The sequence below is a fragment of the Methylobacterium aquaticum genome, assembly GCF_001043915.1.
GTDB classification, from domain to species: domain Bacteria; phylum Pseudomonadota; class Alphaproteobacteria; order Rhizobiales; family Beijerinckiaceae; genus Methylobacterium; species Methylobacterium aquaticum.
Map to the genome: position 1 here is coordinate 1 of NZ_LABX01000365.1, position 19,387 is coordinate 19,387.

Annotated in this window: 17 protein-coding genes; 5 read left to right on the plus strand and 12 right to left on the minus strand. The window is 70.6% G+C overall.

Going from position 1 to position 19,387, the window contains the following annotated elements; all coding sequences use genetic code 11:
- The coding region (locus tag VP06_RS32010) for a GGDEF domain-containing protein (RefSeq protein ID WP_048467865.1) at positions 1-419 on the plus strand (419 nt) is incomplete at its 5' end.
- A 95-nt stretch (positions 420-514) separates the two neighbouring features.
- On the opposite strand, the gene sufA is transcribed toward VP06_RS32010, so the two are convergent.
- On the minus strand, positions 515-895 hold the full coding sequence (gene sufA, locus VP06_RS32015; protein ID WP_048467866.1) for a Fe-S cluster assembly scaffold SufA: 381 nt from the start codon (positions 893-895) through the stop codon (positions 515-517).
- 112 nt (positions 896-1,007) lie between these two features.
- Here sufA and VP06_RS32020 point away from each other — a divergent pair, with 112 nt between their 5' ends.
- On the plus strand, positions 1,008-1,625 hold the full coding sequence (locus VP06_RS32020; protein WP_245291397.1) for a Uma2 family endonuclease: 618 nt from the start codon (positions 1,008-1,010) through the stop codon (positions 1,623-1,625).
- Positions 1,626-1,631: 6 nt separating this feature from the next.
- On the opposite strand, the gene VP06_RS32025 is transcribed toward VP06_RS32020, so the two are convergent.
- The 7 genes from VP06_RS32025 to VP06_RS32055 all read right to left on the minus strand — a co-directional run bounded on the left by VP06_RS32025 (position 1,632) and on the right by VP06_RS32055 (position 8,420).
- Positions 1,632-2,009: an SUF system Fe-S cluster assembly protein gene (locus VP06_RS32025; RefSeq protein WP_048467868.1), complete on the minus strand. Its 378-nt coding sequence runs from the start codon at positions 2,007-2,009 to the stop codon at positions 1,632-1,634.
- A gap of 10 nt (positions 2,010-2,019) precedes the next feature.
- Positions 2,020-3,264, minus strand: coding sequence for a cysteine desulfurase (locus tag VP06_RS32030; protein WP_048467869.1), 1,245 nt, complete (start codon positions 3,262-3,264; stop codon positions 2,020-2,022).
- A 72-nt stretch (positions 3,265-3,336) separates the two neighbouring features.
- Complete coding sequence (locus tag VP06_RS32035) at positions 3,337-4,656, minus strand: SufB/SufD family protein (protein WP_048467870.1); 1,320 nt, start codon at positions 4,654-4,656, stop codon at positions 3,337-3,339.
- Between the two features lie 2 nt (positions 4,657-4,658).
- Positions 4,659-5,411 (minus strand): Fe-S cluster assembly ATPase SufC, encoded by a 753-nt coding sequence (gene sufC / locus VP06_RS32040; protein ID WP_048467871.1) that lies wholly within the window; start codon positions 5,409-5,411, stop codon positions 4,659-4,661.
- Positions 5,412-5,483: 72 nt separating this feature from the next.
- Positions 5,484-5,702: a hypothetical protein gene (locus VP06_RS32045; protein ID WP_048467872.1), complete on the minus strand. Its 219-nt coding sequence runs from the start codon at positions 5,700-5,702 to the stop codon at positions 5,484-5,486.
- A 4-nt stretch (positions 5,703-5,706) separates the two neighbouring features.
- Positions 5,707-7,176 (minus strand): Fe-S cluster assembly protein SufB, encoded by a 1,470-nt coding sequence (gene sufB, locus VP06_RS32050; RefSeq protein WP_048467873.1) that lies wholly within the window; start codon positions 7,174-7,176, stop codon positions 5,707-5,709.
- Positions 7,177-7,244: 68 nt separating this feature from the next.
- Positions 7,245-8,420 (minus strand): cysteine desulfurase family protein, encoded by a 1,176-nt coding sequence (locus VP06_RS32055; protein ID WP_048467874.1) that lies wholly within the window; start codon positions 8,418-8,420, stop codon positions 7,245-7,247.
- 276 nt (positions 8,421-8,696) lie between these two features.
- Between VP06_RS32055 and VP06_RS32060 the strand changes: the two genes are divergently transcribed.
- Positions 8,697-9,353 (plus strand): alpha/beta hydrolase, encoded by a 657-nt coding sequence (locus tag VP06_RS32060; protein ID WP_048467875.1) that lies wholly within the window; start codon positions 8,697-8,699, stop codon positions 9,351-9,353.
- Positions 9,354-9,481: 128 nt separating this feature from the next.
- Here VP06_RS32060 and VP06_RS32065 read toward each other — a convergent pair whose 3' ends face one another.
- Entirely contained in the window at positions 9,482-10,435 is a 954-nt protein-coding gene (locus tag VP06_RS32065) for a polyphosphate kinase 2 family protein (protein WP_048467876.1), read from the minus strand.
- 94 nt (positions 10,436-10,529) lie between these two features.
- Here VP06_RS32065 and VP06_RS32070 point away from each other — a divergent pair, with 94 nt between their 5' ends.
- A complete protein-coding gene (locus tag VP06_RS32070; RefSeq protein WP_048467877.1) occupies positions 10,530-11,123 on the plus strand; it encodes a histidine phosphatase family protein in 594 nt (197 codons plus the stop codon).
- Between the two features lie 152 nt (positions 11,124-11,275).
- The gene (locus VP06_RS32075; protein WP_082167748.1) at positions 11,276-15,388 is read left to right on the plus strand and encodes a Pls/PosA family non-ribosomal peptide synthetase; all 4,113 of its coding nucleotides are present in this window, start codon (positions 11,276-11,278) and stop codon (positions 15,386-15,388) included.
- Positions 15,389-15,489: 101 nt separating this feature from the next.
- Here VP06_RS32075 and bchO read toward each other — a convergent pair whose 3' ends face one another.
- Genes bchO through bchI form a run of 3 tightly spaced genes read right to left on the minus strand, consistent with a single transcriptional unit; the run spans position 15,490 to position 19,144 of the window.
- Entirely contained in the window at positions 15,490-16,389 is a 900-nt protein-coding gene (bchO, locus tag VP06_RS32080) for an alpha/beta fold hydrolase BchO (protein WP_048467878.1), read from the minus strand.
- Complete coding sequence (locus VP06_RS32085) at positions 16,383-18,098, minus strand: magnesium chelatase subunit D (RefSeq protein WP_048467879.1); 1,716 nt, start codon at positions 18,096-18,098, stop codon at positions 16,383-16,385. Before VP06_RS32085 ends, bchO begins: the two co-directional genes overlap by 7 nt.
- The gene (bchI, locus tag VP06_RS32090) at positions 18,095-19,144 is read right to left on the minus strand and encodes a magnesium chelatase ATPase subunit I (protein WP_280950265.1); all 1,050 of its coding nucleotides are present in this window, start codon (positions 19,142-19,144) and stop codon (positions 18,095-18,097) included. Before bchI ends, VP06_RS32085 begins: the two co-directional genes overlap by 4 nt.
- Positions 19,145-19,387: the final 243 nt, after the last annotated feature.

Below are 19,387 nucleotides of genomic sequence, written 5' to 3' on the forward strand. Positions count from 1 at the left end.
TGCTCGACATCGACCACTTCAAGCGCTTCAACGACCTCTACGGCCACCTCACGGGCGATCAGGTGCTGCGGCTGGTGGCGATGACCATGCGCGAGTGCGTCGAACCGCGGACGACCATCGCGCGGTTCGGCGGCGAGGAATTCGGCATCATCCTGCCGGGCACCGAGCGGGATGAAGCGCGGGAGGTCGCCGAGAGAGTCCGCACGAGCGTGATGGGCCGCGAGCTGGTGAAGCGGTCCACCGGCGAGAGCCTGGGGCGGATCACGATTTCGGTCGGCCTCGCGGCATTCCGGCGCGGCGACACCGCGGTGTCGCTGCTGGAGCGCGCCGACCACTGCATGTTCACCGCCAAGCGGGCGGGCCGCAACCAGGTGATCGACGACAGCGTGCCGCCCGGGACCATGCACGACGTCGCCTGATCGCGAAGGGCGACGATGCCATGTCGACGATCCCCGGGCCCTCCTCGCTGCCCTCGTGAGCCGACGGAGGCTGGCGCGCCCTGAGGCGCGCGTCGTCAGGCGTGGGCCGCCGTCAGGGCTTCAGGATTGGCGGGCGTGATCGCGACCGATTCGCCGCAACCACAGGCCGAGGTCTGGTTGGGGTTGTTGAACACGAACTGCGACGACAGCTTCGTGGTCTGGAAATCCATCTCGGTGCCGAGCAGGAACAGGACCGCCTTCGGGTCGATGAAGACGCGCACGCCCTTGTCCTCGACCACGTCCTCGCCGGCCTTGCGCTCCTCGGCATATTCCATCGTGTAGCTCATCCCGGCGCAGCCGCCGTTCTTGACCCCGACGCGCAGGCCCGCGATGGGGCGTTCCGCGTCGGCCATGATGCGCTTGATCCGTTCGGCGGCAGCCTCGGTCAGCGACATCACCTTGAAGCTCGGTGCCATTGTGAAAACTCTCTCCGACGGCCGGGTTCAAGGCCCGGGCGGTTGAGGCGTGACGATACGGTTCCGAAGATAAGCATCCCGGCGCCCGCGGTCCACCGCGGGGCGTGCTAGAATGGGAGATGCGACGGAGGCGGCGATGGCGGATGCGGCGCGGCGGCGGATGACGCCGGAGGAGTTCTTTCGCTGGCAGGAGGGCCAGGACGAGCCGTTCGAGCTGGTCGACGGCGTTCCGGTCCCGAAGCACCGGATGATGACCGGGGCGAGCGTCCAGCACGACCGGGTGACGGTGAACGTCATCATTACCTTGGGCAACCAGCTTCGCGGCTCACGCTGCCGCCCGACGACCGACGACGTCTCGCTGCGGACCAGCATCACGACGATCCGCCGGCCCGACGTCACGGTCGAATGCGGCGAGATGGTCTACGACACCCACGAGGCCCGCGAGCCGCGCCTCGTCGTCGAGGTCGCCTCCCCCTCCACCACCGCGGTCGACCGGACCGTGAAGCTGGAGGAGTACAAGCGCCATCCGACCCTCCACTATATCCTGCTCCTCGAGACCGTCGCACCGGTCGCCCTCCTCTACCGCCGCGAGGCGGAGGGCTGGCAGCCGGAGCTGTTCGAGGGACTCGAGGCGGTGATCGCCCTGCCGGAGATCGGCGCGAGCCTGGCTCTGGCCGAGATCTATGACGGGCTCGTCTTCCCGCCCCGCATCACCGACGCGATGCGCTGACCCGGCTCACCACATGTCGAGCGCGATGCGGGCCTCGTCGGACATCCGGCTCTGGTCCCATGGCGGGTCGAACACCATCGTGACGCTGCACCCGGCGACGCCCGGCACCGCCGAGACGGCGTTCTCGACCCAGCCCGGCATCTCGCCGGCCACCGGGCAGCCCGGGGCGGTGAGCGTCATGTCGATGGCGACGGTGCGGTCGTCGGCGATGTCGACCCGGTAGATCAGGCCGAGCTCGTAGATGTCGGCCGGGATCTCCGGATCGTAGACGGATTTCAGCGCCGCCACGATGCCGTCGGTCAGCCGGTCGAGTTCCTCGGGCGGGATCGTCGAGGCGCTCACCTGCGGGGAATGGACGCCGCTCGCGGCAGGGGTCTCGGTCATGCGGGGTTCCTCACGCGAACATCCGTTCGGCCCGGGTCAGGGCTGCCACGAGAGCGTCGATCTCCGCCGTCGTATTATACAGGCCGAACGAGGCGCGACAGGTGGAAGTGGCACCGAACCGCTTCAGCAGCGGCATGGCGCAGTGGGTGCCGGCGCGAACCGCGACGCCCTGGCGGTCGATCACCGTCGCGACGTCGTGGGCATGGGCCCCCTTCATCTCGAAGGCGATCACCGCGCCCTTGGTCCTGGCCGTGCCGATGATCCGCAGGCTGTTCATGCCGCGCAGGCGCTCCTGCGCGTAGGCGAGGAGATGCGCCTCGTGGGCGGCGATGCGCTCGCGGCCGAGGCTCATCATGAATTCGAGCGCCGCGCCGAGCCCGATCGCCTCGATGATCGCCGGGGTGCCGGCCTCGAAGCGGTGCGGCGGCGCGTTGTAAGTGACCCGCTCCTCCTCGACGATCTCGATCATCTCGCCCCCGCCCTGGTAAGGGGGCAGCCGCTCCAGCCACTCCTTCTTGCCGTAGAGCACGCCGATGCCGGTCGGACCGTAGACCTTGTGGCCGGTGAAGACGAAGAAGTCGCAATCGAGGGCCTGGACGTCGATCGCCTGGTGCACCGCGCTCTGCGCCCCGTCGAGCAGCACCGGCACGCCGTGGGCGTGGGCGATGCGGACGATCTCCTCCGCCGGGGTGATGGTGCCGAGGACGTTCGACATGTGGCTGATCGCCACCATCTTGGTCTTGGGCGAGAACAGCTTCTCGAACTCCTCGACCAAAAAATTGCCCTCGTCGTCGACGGGCGCGAATTTCAGCACGGCGCCGCGGCGCTCGCGCAGGAAGTGCCAGGGCACGATGTTGGAATGGTGCTCCATGATCGACAGGATGATCTCGTCACCCTCGCCGATCAGCCCGGCCCAGCCCATGCAGGTCGCCACGAGGTTGTAGGCCTCGGTGGCGTTGCGGGTGAAGATGATCTCGTCGGTGGAGCGGGCGTTGAGGAACTGGCGCGTCGTCTCGCGCGCGCCCTCGAAGCCGTCCGTCGCCGCGTTCGCCATGAAGTGCAGGCCGCGATGCACGTTGGCGTAGGCCGTCTCCATCGCGCCCGACATCGCGTCGATCACCGCCCGCGGCTTCTGCGCCGAGGCGGCGTTGTCGAGATAGACCAGCGGCTTGCCGTAGACCTGCTGCGACAGGATCGGGAATTGCGCCCGGATCGCCTCGACGTCGTAGGGGGTCTGGAGGACGGGTGCGTTCATGTCGGGCTCTCGTGCGGGACGTGAGAGGGGCCGGCCCGTGGGCCGGCCCGATCCGTGGTTAGCCGCGCGGTCTCAGCCGCGACGTGCGAGCCAAGCCTCGGTCTCGGCGATCATCGCGGCGCGGGCGCCCTCGTGGGTGACCGCCTCGATCGCCTCGCCGAGGAACGCCTGGACCAGCAGGCTCTCGGCCTGAGGCCGCGGCAGGCCGCGGGCCATGAGGTAGAACAGCAGGTCGTCGTCCGGCGCGCCGCAGGTGGCGCCGTGGCCGCAGGCCACGTCGTCGGCGAAGATCTCCAGCTCCGGCTTGTTCATCATCTGCCCCTCGTCGGTGAGGAGAAGGCAGTCGGACTTCATCTTGCCGTCGGTCTTCTGGGCGACCTGGCGGACGATGATCTTGCCCTGGAACACGCCGGTGGCATCGCCGTCGATCACCGTCTTGAACTGCTCGCGGCTGATGCCGCCGAGCGCCGCGTGGTCGGCGAGCAGGGTCGAGTCGGCGAGCTGGCCGTCGCGGATCATCGCGGCGCCGTTGACGGTGGCGGTCGCGTCGTTCCCTGCGAAATGCAGGTAGAGCTGGTGGCGCGACAACACCGCCCCGGTCACCACGTTGACCGTCTCGATATGCGAGCCGGCGCCCAGGCGGGCCGAGACGGTCGAGAGCGCGACCGCCGCATCGCCTTCGAGGTTGAGCCGGCTGTGCAGCACGCGGGCGCGGTCGCCGACCACGACGTCGAGGACGTCGTTGGGCTGGTAGGCGATCCCGTCCGGGCCTTCGTGGCTCTCCAGCAGCGTCACCTCGGAGTCCTCGCCGGCCACGACCAGCACGCGGGTCGCGGTCGAGAACGGCGCGGTGCCGGTGCCGACGAAGCGCAGGTGCAAAGCCCGCTCGATCTTGGCGCCGGCCGCGACCCGGATCACCGCCCCGTCCGCCATGAAGGCGGCGTTGAGCTGGTAGATCGGGTTCTCGCGGGTCTGCTCGACCGGGGCGAGTTGGTCGAGGAGCGGGTGGCCCTCGGCCATGGCACGGGCGAAGGGCACCACTTCAAGGCCGTCCGGCAGACCGACAAGGTCGGAGAGCGCGGCGACGAGGTGGCCGTTAACGAAGGTGAGACGCGCGGCCTCGATCCCGGCGAAGCCCCGGGCCGCCTTGACGGCGTTGCGGGCGGTCTCAGGCTCGGGCGCCTCGGCCGGCGGCGCGGCCTCGCGGAGCGCGGCGCGCAGGTCGGTGTACTTGAACGCTTCGACGCGGCGATGCGGCAGGCCCGCCGCCTCGAAATAGCGAAACGCCTCCTCGCGGGCGATGGCCGCCCCCGGGAGCTTGAGCCGCTGGACCTCGAACAGCTTCGACAGCCCGGTCTCGGCGGCGGTGCGGAGGGTCGTGACGTCGGCCATGATCACGCGGCCTCGTTCGTCCGGTACTCGGCGTAGCCCGACGCTTCGAGTTCGAGCGCGAGTTCCTTCCCCCCGGACTTCACCACCCGGCCCTGCGCCATCACGTGGACGGTGTCGGGCACGATGTGGTTGAGCAGGCGCTGGTAGTGGGTGATGACCAGGAAGCTGCGGTCTTTCGCACGCAGCGCATTCACGCCCTCCGAGACGATGCGCAAAGCGTCGATGTCGAGGCCGGAATCGGTCTCGTCGAGGACGCAGAAGCGCGGCGACAGGAGCGCCATCTGGAGGATCTCCATGCGCTTCTTCTCGCCGCCGGAGAACCCGACATTGAGGGCGCGCTTGAGCATCTCGCGGTTGATCTCGAGCTTGTCGGCGGCCGCGAAGACCTGGCGCATGAAGTCGGGGGTGGAGAGTTCCTCCTCGCCGCGGGTCTTGCGCTGGGCGTTCATCGCCGCCTTGAGGAAGGTCATGGTGCCGACGCCCGGGATCTCCAGCGGGTACTGGAAGGCCAGGAAGATGCCGGCGGCGGCGCGGGCATCCGCCTCCATCTCCAGGATGTTCTCGCCGTCGAGCAGGATCTCGCCGTCGAGGACTTCATAATCTTCCTTGCCAGCGATGACGTAGGACAGGGTCGACTTGCCGGAGCCGTTCGGCCCCATGATGGCGGCAACCTCGCCGTCGTTGACGGTCAGGCTCAGGCCGTTGAGGATGCGCTTGTCCTCGATGTTGACGACCAGGTTTTTGATTTCGAGCATGGTGATGAGTCCTGTCGGGCCGGTCGGTCATCCCGCAGGGTGACCGCCGGTCGGCACGTCATTGAAATCGGATCAGTCGACGAGTTCGAGCCGCCGTTCGATACGGTCGAGCCGGTGCTTGATCGTGGCGATATCGCCATGATCGAACTCTTGAAGCGTCACAACACCTGCGAGATGCTGACGGATCGACGTCATCTCGGCTCTTAAGCCGCGCATGTCGTCCTTAATCCCGGAGATGTCGATCCGTATCGCCCGCAGATGCTCCAGTACGATGTTGTCCGGCTCGGCCATGGCGTCAGCCCACCGAGCCTTCCAGGCTGATCGAGATCAGCTTCTGGGCCTCGACGGCGAACTCCATCGGCAGCTGTTGCAGCACGTCGCGGACGAAGCCGTTGACGATCAGCGCAGTCGCCTCCTCCTCGGAGAGGCCGCGCTGCTGGCAGTAGAACTTCTGGTCCTCGGAGATCTTCGAGGTGGTGGCCTCGTGCTCGAAAACCGCCGAGGCGGTCTTCGACTCGATGTAGGGCACGGTATGCGCGCCGCACTGGTCGCCGATCAGCAGCGAGTCGCAATTGGTGAAGTTGCGCGCGCCCTTGGCCTTCTTGTGCGCCGAGACGAGGCCGCGATAGGTGTTCTGCGACCGGCCGGCCGAGATGCCCTTCGAGATGATCCGGCTCGTCGTGTTCTTGCCGAGATGGATCATCTTGGTGCCGGAATCGACCTGCTGCATGCCGTTCGACACCGCGATCGAGTAGAACTCGCCCCGAGAGTTGTCGCCGCGCAGGATGCAGGACGGGTACTTCCAGGTGATCGCCGAGCCGGTCTCGACCTGCGTCCACGAGATCTTCGAGTTCGCGCCGCGGCAATCGCCGCGCTTGGTGACGAAGTTGTAGATGCCGCCGCGGCCTTGCGAATCGCCCGGGTACCAGTTCTGCACCGTCGAGTACTTGATCTCGGCATCGTCGAGGGCGACGAGCTCGACCACCGCGGCGTGGAGCTGGTTGTCGTCGCGGCGCGGGGCGGTGCAGCCCTCGAGATACGAGACGTAGGAGCCCTTGTCGGCGATGATCAGCGTGCGTTCGAACTGGCCGGTGTCACGCTCGTTGATGCGGAAATAGGTCGACAGCTCCATCGGGCAGCGCACGCCCGGCGGGATGTAGACGAACGAGCCGTCGGAGAAGACCGCCGAATTCAGCGTCGCGAAGAAGTTGTCGGTAACCGGCACGACCGAGCCGAGGTACTTCCGCACCAGCTCGGGGTGCTCGCGCAGGGCCTCCGAGATCGGCATGAAGATGACGCCGGCCTTGGCGAGTTCGGCCTTGAAGGTGGTGGCGACCGAGACCGAATCGAACACCGCATCGACCGCGACGCGACGCTCGGGGGCGATGCCCTCCAGCAGCTCGACCTCGCGCAGCGGGATGCCGAGCTTCTCGTAGGTCTTCAGGATCTCGGGATCGATCTCGTCGAGCGACTGCGCCGCCTTGCGCTTCGGCGCAGCGTAGTAATACAGCTCGTTGTAGTTGATCGTGTCGTACTCGACCCGCGCCCAGTTCGGCTCCTTCATGGTGAGCCAGCGGCGATAGGCGTCGAGGCGCCACTCGAGCATCCACTCCGGCTCGTCCTTCTTGGCCGAGATGAAGCGGATCACGTCCTCGGAGAGGCCCTTCTCGGACTTCTCCATCTCGATCGTGGTCTCGAACCCGTACTTGTACTGATCGACATCGATGGCGCGGACGCGATCGACCGTCTCCTGCACTGCAGGCATACCCGTCTCCTACCGCTGACGGCTTCAAGGGCCGCGAGGTGATGACACGGCCGGAAGGGGCTGCATGCTCATGCGGCCCGTTCCCGGCGCTTATATAGGGACGAAACCAGCCGATCGAAGGCCGCGAGGAACCTTTCCCCGTCCTCCTGCCGGCTGCTCCAGCCCAAACTCACGCGCAGCGCCCCCGCGGACAGGGCGGAATCGACCCCCATCGCCGCGAGCACGCCGGAGCGCGACACCTTGCCCGAGGCGCAGGCCGCCCCGGACGAGACCGCCACGCCGTCGAGATCGAGGGCGATCAGGGCCGTCTCGGCCTTGAGCCCCGGCACCGCGACGCAGATCGTATTCGGCAGTCGCTCGGCTCCCGTCCCGAACACCACCGCATCGGGTGCCCGCGCCCGCAGGCCGGCCTCGATCGCGTCGCGCAGAGAGGCGAGGCGCAGGGACTCCGCCGGCATCGCCGCCAGCGCCTGCTCGGCGGCGACCCCGAATCCGGCGATGCCCGGCACATTCTCGGTCCCGGCCCGCAGCCGCCCCTCCTGCCCGCCACCAGCCAGGAAAGCAGGCTCCAGAGTCGCCCCCTCCCCGAGCACGATCGCGCCGACGCCCTTCGGCGCGCCGAGCTTGTGCCCCGACAGGGTCACGGCGTCGGCACTGAATATATTGCGCGCAATGGATATTCGTCCAGCGGCCTGGACCGCATCGCTGTGGACGAGGGCGCCGTGCTGGCATGCGAGCGCCGCAATCCTCGCCAAGGGCTGGATGACGCCGGTCTCGTTGTTGGCCGCCTGCACCGACACCAGGGCCACGACACCCTCGGCGGCGAGGATGGCGAGCCGTTCCTCCAGCACGTCGAGGCGCACGATTCCGTCGGCATCGACCGGCAGAACCTCGACGGCCTCGGTGGGGAAGCGATGCCCATGCAGGCCGCAAGGGTGCTCGGTCGCACCGATGAGGAGCCGGCTCGGAGCCGCCAGGCCGCGCCGGCGGAGAGCGCCCGACAGGACGGCGTTCGCCGCCTCGGTCCCGCCGCTGGTGAACACCACCCGCGATGGCGCCGCCCCGACGAGGGACGCAACCTTGGCCCGCGCCGCCTCGACGGCGGACCGCGCCGCCCTCCCCTCGCGATGGACTGAGGACGGGTTGCCGGGCAGAGCGACGAGCGCATGCGCGACCGCCTCCGCCACCTCGGGCCGCACGGGCGAGGTCGCGTTGTGGTCGAGGTAGGCGCGCGCGCGCTCCATGCGCTGAATTCCTTTGCCTTTCCCCCCGGGGGCCGTGCTAAGGCCCGCCCCCGGACACAACTATGATCGGACGGTGAGTGCTCGCCGGCTCGAGGCGCGGGATCGCAGCACCTGCTCTTTAGAACTGTTCTAGGTACCTAGAACAGTTCTAAGGGTGCTTTTATGGGAGACGGGACCCGAGTCAAGGTTCCGGCTCGGGCTCCCGATTCGCCTCTGCGCCGCAGTCGCGCACGCTTGAAAGCCGCACGCACCCTTGAAGCCTGAAAGAGGTGGTTCATGCCCGAGGTCATCTTCGCCGGTCCCGCCGGTCGGCTGGAAGGGCGCTACCAGGCGCCGAAGCAACGGGGCGCACCAATCGCCATCGTGCTGCATCCGCACCCGCAATTCGGCGGCACGATGAACAACCAGATCGTGTACAATCTCTTCTACACGTTCGCGAATCGCGGCTTCGCGGCCCTGCGCTTCAACTTCCGCGGCGTCGGCCGCAGCCAGGGCTCGTTCGATCACGGCGTCGGCGAGTTGTCGGATGCGGCGGCCGCCCTCGACTGGGTCCAGGCAGTCAATCCCGAGGCGCGGGCCTGCTGGATCGCCGGGGTGTCGTTCGGCTCCTGGATCGGCATGCAGCTCCTGATGCGCCGCCCCGAGATCGAGGGCTTCATCTCGATCGCCGCGATGGCCAACCGCTACGATTTCAGCTTCCTCGCCCCCTGCCCCTCCTCCGGCCTGTTCGTGCACGGCTCCGAGGACCGGGTCGCGCCGGCCCGCGAGGTGATGCCGGTGATCGAGAAGGTGAAGACCCAGAAGGGGGTCATCATCGAGCACCAGATCGTCGACGGCGCCAACCACTTCTTCGACGGCAAGGTCGAGGAGCTGACCCAGACGGTCGATACCTACCTCGACAAGCGGCTGGGCAAGCGGGACGAGGCGGCGTAGCGGATCGGGATCTGCCATCCCGCGGCAGATCTCCGACCCTCCGCGTCATCCCGGGCTCCGCTACGCGGCCCCGGACCGACACGGCGGGCGGCACCTCGCCGATGCGCTTCATGGCCGGAGGACCGGTCTCAATCCGGCACCGTGATCCCGCTCAGATCCACGTTCGGCTCCGGGTAGCGCGGGTCCATCGCCTCCAGGGTGCCGGCGATCAGCCGGGCCACCGCGAGGTTGCGGAACCACTTGCGGTTTGCCGGCACCACGTGCCAGGGCGCGAGCCGCGTGCCGCAGAGCGTCAGCGCGTCCTGGAACGCCGCCTGGTAGGAATCCCACGCCTGCCGCTCGACGAGGTCGGCGGGGTCGAACTTCCAGGTCTTGGTCGGGTCGGCGAGCCGGGCCTCGAGCCGTTGCTTCTGCTCCGCCTTCGAGATGTGCAGGAAGATCTTGAGCACCGTGGTGCCCGAGAGGGTGAGGAGGCGCTCGAAATCGTTGATGAGATCGTAGCGCGGGCGCCAGAGCGCCTCGGGCACCAGTTCCTTCACCCGGACGATCAGCACGTCCTCGTAATGGCTGCGGTTGAACACCCCGATCAGGCCGCGGGCCGGCACCTCGCGGTGGTAGCGCCACAGGAAATCGTGGTCGAGCTCCTCCGGGCTCGGGGTCTTGAACGACGAGACCCGGCACCCTTGCGGGTTCACGCCCTCGAAGACGTGGCGGATCGTCCCGTCCTTGCCGCCGGTATCGATCGCCTGGAGCACCACCAGCAGGCTGCGCCGGCGCTCGGCATAGAGCCGCTCCTGGAGTGCCTGGATGCGGGCGCGCACCTCCACCAGCTCCGCCTCGGCGGCGGCCTTGCCGTCGGAGGAGCCCGGCGCGTCCGGGTCGATCTCGGCGAGCCGGCACGGCGCCTCGGGGCGGGACTGGACGACCCCCGGCGGCGGCACCGGGATCGTCGCGCCGTGCTCGGCGAGGAAGCCCGGGCTCGCCGCGGCCAGCGATCCGGCGTCGCTCGCCCAGGCGGCGGAGGACGGGCGCGGATGGCCGGGAAACGAAACCGGCTTGTCTTTCGGGTTCTTCTTCGACATCGGGAAGTGGGGACTCCGGCGGGGACAGTGGCGTGCGACGGATCGTGACGAGATCAACGACGGCCCAGCGGGGCCGTTCCGAGAGGACCGACCGGTGAGCCGAGCGCCGCTCTACTTCGTGCGCCACGGCGAGACCGATTGGAACGCCGAGGGCCGCCTTCAGGGACAGCGCGACACGCCGCTCAACCGCAAGGGGCTCGCACAGGCGGCGGAGGCGGGCGAGCGCCTGCGCGGTCTCCTCGGCGAGGCCGTCGGCACACTGCCCTATCTCGCGAGCCCGATGGAGCGGACCCGGCACACGATGGAGGGGCTGCGCCGGGCGCTCGGGCTCGATCCCGCCGGCTACACGATCGATCCGCGCCTGCGCGAGATCGGCTTCGGCGCCTGGGAGGGCCTGACCTGGAAGGATGTCCGGCGCTCGGACCCCGCCCGGTCCCAGGCACGGGACCGCGACCGCTGGGGCTTCTGCCCACCGGGCGAGGGTGCGGAGAGCTATGCCATGGTGGCCGCGCGGGTGCGCCCGGTCCTCGACGCCCTCGACCGCCCGACGGTGATCGTGGCCCATGGCGGCGTCGCCCGCGCCGCGATGGTGGCCCTGGGGACGGCCTCGACCGAGGAGGCGCCCCATCTGGAGATCCTGCAAGGCCGGATCCTGGTCTTCGAGGCCGGCACGCGGCGCTGGGCCTGACCCCCCGCGTTTTGTCACCCGGCATGCCTTGAACCGGCCCCGGTTCTCGTCCACCTCCCGCCTGCCCGTGATCGGGACGAACGCTGCACGAGAGACCGGGTCGGACCGGTGCCTCGACGTCAACGGCCCGCCCGGGCCAGCGGAGTCGCTTGATGAACCACATCCCCGGGACCGTCCGCACGCCCAGCCCCGGGACGCGCCAGCCGGCCGTTGCGCCCGCAGGCGCGGCGGTGCTCCGCGGCCCCGTGCGGCCGGACCTCATCCGCGACGAGGTGCTGGCCGAGATCTTTCGCGAGACCGCCCGGGCCCGCCCCGACCATACGGCGCTGATCGACGCGGCGAGCGGCACCAACTCGGCCTCGCGCACCCGCCTGTCCTATGCCGAGGTCGACCGGCGCTCGGACGCGATCGCCGCGGGCCTCGCGGCGCGAGGGATCGGGCCCGGCGACGTGGTCGGCCTGTGGATGGCGCGCTCGCCCGACCTCTTGGTGGCGCAGATCGGCATCACCAAGGCCGGCGCCGCCTGGCTGCCCTTCGACGCCGAGGCGCCATCCGACCGGGTCGCGGTCTGCCTGAAGGATGCCGACGCCAAGGCGCTGATGACCTCGGCGGCGCTGAAGGCCAAAGCCCCCGCCGACGCCTGCCCGGCCCTGACCCCGGACGAGATTGCAGCGGCCGCGAACGGCCCGGCCCCGGACCTGCGCGCCGCCGGCCTCACGCCGGAGCATCCGGCCTACCTGATCTATACCTCGGGCTCGACCGGCGTGCCCAAGGGCATCGTCATCAGCCACCGCAACATCTGCCATTTCCTGCGTTCGGCCAACGACCTCTACGGTGTTACCGGCGACGACGTGGTGTTCCAGGGCGCCTCGGTCGCCTTCGATCTCTCGATGGAGGAGATCTGGGTTCCGTATCTGGCCGGCGCGACCCTGTTCGTGGCGAGCCCGGCCCAGATGGGCGACGCCGAGGCCCTGCCCGACATCCTGATCGAGGCCGGCATCACCGTTCTCGACACGGTGCCGACCTTGCTCGGGCTGATGACCAAGGACGTGCCGGCCTTACGGCTGATCCTGCTCGGCGGCGAGGCGCTGCCCGAGCCGCTGATCGCCCGCTGGGCGAACGGCTCGCGCAAGCTGTTCAACACCTATGGGCCGACCGAGGCGACGGTGGTGGCGACCGCCGCCGAGATGAAGCCGGGCGATCCGGTCACGATCGGCGGGCCGATCGCCAACTACACCGCCTATATCGCCGACGAGGCGCTGACCCTCGTCGGACCGGGCGTGCAGGGCGAGTTGCTGATCGGCGGCCCTGGCGTCGCCACGGGCTATCTCGCCCGGCCGGAGCTGACGGCGGACAAATTCGTCGCCAACCCCTATGGCGGCGACGGCTCGGACCCGGTGCTCTACCGCTCCGGCGACGCGGTCTCGCTCGATTCGGCCGGCCGCATCGTCTTCCACGGCCGCATCGACGACCAGGTGAAGGTGCGCGGCTTCCGGGTCGAGCTCGGCGAGATCGAGTCCCGCATCCAGGTGCAGCCCGGCATCGCCTCGGCGGCGGTGGTCCTGCGCCAGGATGACGGCGTCGACCGGCTCGTGGCCTTCGTGGTGCCGGAGCGCGGCAGCGCTTCCCAAACAGGAAACGCGCGCGGGGGGGAGTTCGACCGCGGGCGGCTGCGGGCGGCGCTCGCCGAGACGATGCCGCCCTACATGATCCCGGCGCATTTCGAGGCGGTGGAGAGCCTCCCGGTTCTCGCCGCCTCCGGCAAGGTCGACCGCAAGGCCCTGCGGGCCCGGCCGCTCGCCGTGGTCGAGACCTCGGGCGAGCAGGAGGAGCCGCGCGACGAGACCGAGGCCGCGCTTCTCGCCGCCGCCCACAAGGTGTTCGGCAACCAGCCGATCTCGTTCGAGGCCGATTTCTTCGGCGATCTCGGCGGGCATTCGCTGCTCGCGGCGCGCTTCGTCTCGGCGGTGCGCGAAGTGCCGGCACTCGCCGCCATCACCCTCCAGGACGTCTATAACGGCCGCAGCTTGCGCGCCATGTCCGAGGCCCTGGTCGCCCGCACCGGCGGCGCGGGGGCGACGGCTGCGACCCACGACCTGTCGTTCGCGCCGCCGCCGCTGCTGCGCCGCTTCCTGTGCGGCCTCGCGCAAGCCATCGCGCTGCCCTTCGTGATCGCGCTCGCCACCGCCCAGTGGCTCGGCATCTTCGTCACCTACCTGCTCATCACCGGTGGCGATCTCGGCTTCTTCTCCGAGATGGCGGTGCTGCTGCTGGTCTATATCGGCCTCAACGCCGTCACGGCGTTGATCGCCATCGCGGTGAAATGGCTGGTGCTGGGGCGGACCAAACCGGGGCGCTACCCGCTCTGGGGCACCTATTACTTCCGCTGGTGGCTGACCCAGCGCCTGACGCCGCTCGTCCACGTCAAGTGGCTCCAGGGCTCGCCGATGATCCGCATCTACCTGCGGCTCTTGGGCGCCAAGATCGGCAAGGACGCGCTGATCTCCGACATCGAGATCGGCGCCCCGGACCTCGTCAGCATCGGCCGCGGCGCCTCCCTCGGCGGCCGGCTGACGCTCGCCAATGCCGAGGTGGTCGGCAACGAGCTGGTGATCGGCCGGGTCTCGATCGGCGACGACGTCGCCATCGGCACCTCCTGCGTCGTCGGCTACGACACCCGCATCGAGGACCACGCCGAACTGGCCGACCTCACCACCGTGCCGTCGGGCACCGTGGTCGGCCGCGCCGAAGCCTGGGACGGCTCGCCCGGCCGCAAGGTCGGCATGGTCGATCTCTCGACCATCCACCCGGAGCCGGAGGTCTCGCGCGAGCGCCGGGCCGCGTTCTTCGTGATCTACGCGGTCCTCTTGGCGGCGATCCCGGCGGTGGGCCTGCTGCCGATCTTCCCGGCCTTCTACATCTTCGACCAGATCAGCGATTCGCTGGCGACGATGACGGACGTGGATTACCACGTCTACCTGCCGCTCCTGACCTGGCCGACGGCGATGCTGATGACCGCCGGCACGGTCGGGCTGATCGCCGGCATCCGCTGGCTGGTGCTGCCACGCCTGCGCGAGGGCAGCTACTCGATCCATAGCGGCATCTACCTGCGCAAATGGGCGGTGGCGCTCGCCGCCGAGGTGACGCTGGAGACCCTGTCGTCGCTCTTCGCCACCGTCTACATGCGGGCCTGGTACCGGCTGATGGGCGCCGGGATGGGCCAGGGCGCCGAGATCTCCACCAACCTCGCGGGCCGCTACGATCTCGCCGAGGTGGGCCCGCGCAACTTCATCGCCGACGAGGTCGTCTACGGCGAGGAGGAAGTGCGCCGCGGCGTGATGGAGCTGGCCCCGGTCCGAACCGGCGCCCGTGTCTTCGTCGGCAACGATGCGGTGGTGCCGCCCGGCGCCATCATCCCGGACGACGTCCTGATCGGCATCAAGTCGAAGCCGCCGGCCAACGACCGCATGGCGCCGGGCGAGACCTGGTTCGGCTCGCCGCCGATCAAGCTGCCGGTCCGCCAGAAGGTCGATCTCGGCCTGGCCCAGACCTTCGAGCCCGGGATCTGGCCGCGGATCCGCCGCGGCGTGTTCGAGGCGTTCACCTCCTCGTTCTCGCCGATGCTGTTCATCACCTTCGCCATCCTGGCGATCGACTTCGTGTTCTACCCGGCGATCCTGGCCGGCGACTGGAGCGGGCTGGCCATCAGCTTCGTCGCCACCAGCGTGGTGATCGCGGTGTTGCAGACCCTGGTGGTCATCGCCGTGAAGTGGCTGCTGATGGGCCGCTACGAGCCCGGCATGCACCCGATGTGGTCGTGGTGGGCGATGCGGACCGAGGCGGTGGCGGTGATGTATTGGGGCCTGGCCGGCAAGGTGCTGCTCGAGCACCTGATGGGCACGCCGTTCCTGCCCTGGGTGCTGCGGCTGTTCGGCACCCGCACCGGGGAGGGCGTGTGCCTGCTCGCCACCGACATCACCGAATTCGACTGCGTCACGATCGGCGACTTCGCCTCGGTCAACCGGATGTCGGCGCTCCAGACCCATCTCTACGAGGACCGGGTGATGAAGGTCGGCCGGGTCGAGGTCGGCCGCGGCGTCAGCGTCGGCGCCTTCGCGACGGTGCTCTACGACACCAAGGTCGGCGACTATGCCCAGCTGCGCCCGCTCACCATCGTGATGAAGGGCGAGACGATCCCCGCCCATTCCCGCTGGGAGGGCGCCCCGGCGGTGCCGGTGGTGCAGCGGGCGATGGCGGCGGAATAGGCGTTTCGCCGTCGATGCGTCGGCGGTTCGCGCGAACCTCCGGCGCCGGTCGATACGCCGGGGGTCGGTTCGTCCGGCGCGGCCGGCGGGACCTGGGCCCTTCAGCCCAGAACATCCTCCCGCTCCGCCCCGGCCCGGATCAACGCCGCCACCAGATCCGGCTTCTCCTCGTGGGCCAGATGGCCGAGACCGCGCAGCAGCTCGACCCGCGCCCGGCTGCCGAGGCGGTCGGCGAGGCCGAAGGACACGTCCGGGGCGATGGTGCGGTCCTGCCCGCCGACGATCAGCAGGAGCGGGGCCGCCAGGCGGGACAGGTCGCGGTCGAGGGGGACGAGGTCCCAATGCGCCATCATGCCGAGCGCCCCGGCGACGTGGCCCGGGGTCTGGAACAGGCGCCGGTACAGGTCGAGGCCGGTGCGGTCGAGGGTCGAGCCGGTGCCGTGGATCAGGCGCTCCACCGCCGCCCGGTCGGCCGACCAGGCGAAGACCCGCGGCGTCACCGGGTTGAGGAACAGGGCGCGGGCCATCGCCGGGAAGATGAAGCCGGCCATGCCCGGAAAGGGCTTGAGCGCCGCGTTGAGCCCGACGACGAGGCGCGGCGCCAGCGCACCATCGAGGCAGAGCCGCGCCAGGATCGCGGCGCCTGCGGAATGGCCGACCGCAATCTCGGGCCGAGCGTCGAGGGCGCGCAACAGGTCGGCGAGCGCACGGGCCATGCGCGGCAGGGACGGCGTCGGCAGCGGATCGGTGAAGCCGTGGCCCGGCAGGTCGGGGGCGATCACCCGGAAGTCGCGGGCGAGCAGCGGCAGGAGTCCGCGCCAGGAATGGGTCGCCGCGCCGGTGCCGTGGACGAGGAGCAGGGCCGGTCCTGCGCCCGCCTCCTGCACGTGCCAGGTCAGACCGCCGGCCGCGACGAAGCGGCTCGCCTCGCGGTTTGGCCAGTCGCGGCCCTCCCGGGGGAAGGCGGGTCGGTCGTCGGTCGGGGCCATGGCGGTCAGCATGCGGGGGCCGCCTCGCGCACCGCCTTCGTCAGGCGCGCGGCATCGGCCTGCGGCATGGCGAGGTAGCGCGCCGCCATCGCGGCGGCGAGCGCCCGGGCGGAATCCTGCGGGCGGGCGGCGGTGTCGATCACCAGGGCGCGCGTGCCCTCGGCGGCCAGCGCCCGGGCCGCCGCGAGGGCATCCGTTCCCGCCTGCGCCCGGCCGGGCGCACCGGAGCGGGCGATATTGGCCCGGCCGTCGGTGAGGAGCAGCACCACCGGACTTCGGCCCGCGCGGCGCTCGGTGGCGGCGAGCCGTCCCGCCGCCTCGATGCCGGCCGCCAGCGGGGTGCCGCCGCCGCCCGGCAGGGACGCGAGCGCCCGCTTCGCCCGCACCAGCGAACGGGTGGGGGCGAGCAGCAGGTCGGCGCCGCGGCCCCGGAAGGCCACCAGGGCGACCCGGTCGCGCCGGACGTAGCACTCGGCGAGCAGCGATTCGACCGCGCCCTTGGCCTCGGCCAATCGTTCGAGCGCGGCCGAGCCGGAGGCGTCGACCGCGAAGATCGTGGTGGTCTCGCGCGTCTGGACCAGGCGGCGGATGCGCAGGTCGTCGGCGGTGATGCGCAGGCGCGCCTGGCCCTCGCCGCGGCGCAGGCGCTGCCAGGGGGCGGCGGCCCGCAGGGTCTCGATCAGGGCGAGGCGCCCACGGCGCGGATCGCCCGGGCGCGTGCCGACCGGACGGCCGCGCTGCGCCGCGGCGGCGGCACCCGCGCGGCCGGCGCCCGGGCTGCGCGTGCGGGGCCCGTCGCCGCCGAGCAGGCGGGCGAGGAGACCGGGCGGCAGGCTCGCCGCCGCGGCGGCGAGGATGCGGTCCTCGTCACCGTCCTGACCGGCGGGTCCGGCCTCGTCGTGCTCCGGCGGCGGCGCGGCCGGGTCGTCCTGGGTTTCAGGCGCCTCCTCCTGCGGCCAGCGGCGCGCCCGGGGGGCGAGCACCAGGGCGGTGGCGCGAGCCAGATCGGAATCGTCCACCGCGTCCCGGTCAGCCAGGGCCGCGTGCCATCGTGCCACCCGCAGGGCCAGGAGCGGCGCGCGCAAGGATGCGATGCCGAGGCGCAGGGCGAGGGCACAGAGCGTGTCGGCGGCGTCGGGCGGGAGAGCGGGTCGCATTAGGCTGGCCGCCGCGAGAGCCGGATGGGGCGGCGCGGCCATGAGGGCACTCACCGGCACGCCGTCGAGGTCGAGGTGAACCGCAAGCCGGTCGGCGAGGCCGGCCGGCACCGCCTCGTCATCGCCCTCCCCTTCGTCGAGGAGCACGAGACCGAACCGGGCCGGGTGCCGGGTCGCGATGCCGTCGCGGGCGACCTCGACGAGGCCGGCATCGAGCGCTTGCGCGATCCGCGCCGCGGTGCCGGGGCTCAGCCGTTCGGCCATCGGCACCACCATCACGCCGCCATGGCTGCGGGCCAGCAGGCCCGGCTGCGCCACCGGACGGCCGGTCGCCAGGGTCGCCGGCAGGTCGAGGCCGCCGAGGAGCGCGTCGTCGGCGATGCCGGCCGGCAGGCGGGTCACCGTCACGCCTTCGGGGAGGCCGCGGCGCAGCCGGTCGAGCCAGGCTTCCCGCACCGGGCCGGGGCGGGCGCGCAGCACGAGGCCGGTGCCCGCCGGATCGAGGGCGACGAGATCCGCCGCCAGGCAGGCGTCGCCCCAGACCGCCTCCGTCGCGGCGCTCACCCGAGGACCTCGGCCGAGGCGCGGGCGATCCGCGCCTCGGATCCGGCCTCGTCGAGGGGGTTGCGGCGCAGGCGATGGCTCAGGCAACTCGGAGCGACCTCGCGCAGATGGTCGATGGTCACGGTCGCGGCGCCGTCGAGGCTCGCCACGGCGCGAGCGGTCCGCATGAGGGTGAGTTCTCCGCGCAGCCCGTCGGTGCCGAGCGCGAGGCACAGGCGGGCCGCCGCCTCCAGCACCGCATCCGGCACGGTGACGCCGGGCAGGCTCGCCCGGGCCGCCAGGATCGCCTGCCCCAGCCGCGCCTCCTCCGCCGCCCACTCGGCCGCGAACCCGGCGGGATCGCGCTCATAGGCGTCGCGGCGGCGCACGATCGTCACCCGGCTGGCGAGGTCGGTCGGCGTCGTCACCGTGACGGCGAGGCCGAAGCGGTCGAGGAGCTGCGGGCGCAGCTCGCCCTCCTCCGGATTGCCGCTGCCGACGAGGACGAAGCGCGCCGGGTGGCGCAGGCTCAGGCCCTCGCGCTCGACGGTGTTGATCCCGGAGGCCGCCACGTCGAGGAGCAGGTCGACGAGGTGATCCTCCAGCAGGTTGACCTCGTCGATGTAGAGGAAACCCCGGTTGGCGCGGGCGAGCAGCCCCGGCTCGAACGCCTTCTCGCCGGCGCCGAGCGCCCGGCCGAGATCGAGGGCGCCGACGACTCGGTCCTCGGTGGCGCCGAGCGGCAGGTCGACCACCGGCACCGGCACGGTGGTGACGGTGAGCCCCTGACCCCGGCGCGCGGCGCAAGCCGGGCAGAGGGCGGCAGCGGCGACCGGATCGCAGGAATAGGCGCAGCCCGCCACGGCCCGCATCGGCGGCAGCAGGGCGGCCAGCGCCCGCACGGCGGTGGACTTGCCGGTGCCGCGATCGCCGAAGACCAGCACCCCCCCGACCGTGGGATCCACCGCCGCGACCAGAAGCGCACGCCGCATCGCCTCCTGCCCGACGATGGCCGAGAACGGATAGGGCGGGCGGGCCGTCGCCTCAGGGAGCGCGGCGGCATCCACGACGGTCGGCGTCGCGAAGCCCGGCTTGGGAGCCCGCCGGGACAGGGCCGATTGGGTGGGGGCCACGGGTCGAGTCCTCGCGGGTGAACGTGGAAGGCAGGATCGGACGGGGCGATGAGATTGTCGAACGAAATTGACGGTCGATTGATGTGAGACCAACGGTCGTTGAAAACGACCTTTGATTCGATTCTCGGGTTCTCGCCACGTCTCTGGCTTGACCTCGAAAATTCGAGATGGGTCAAC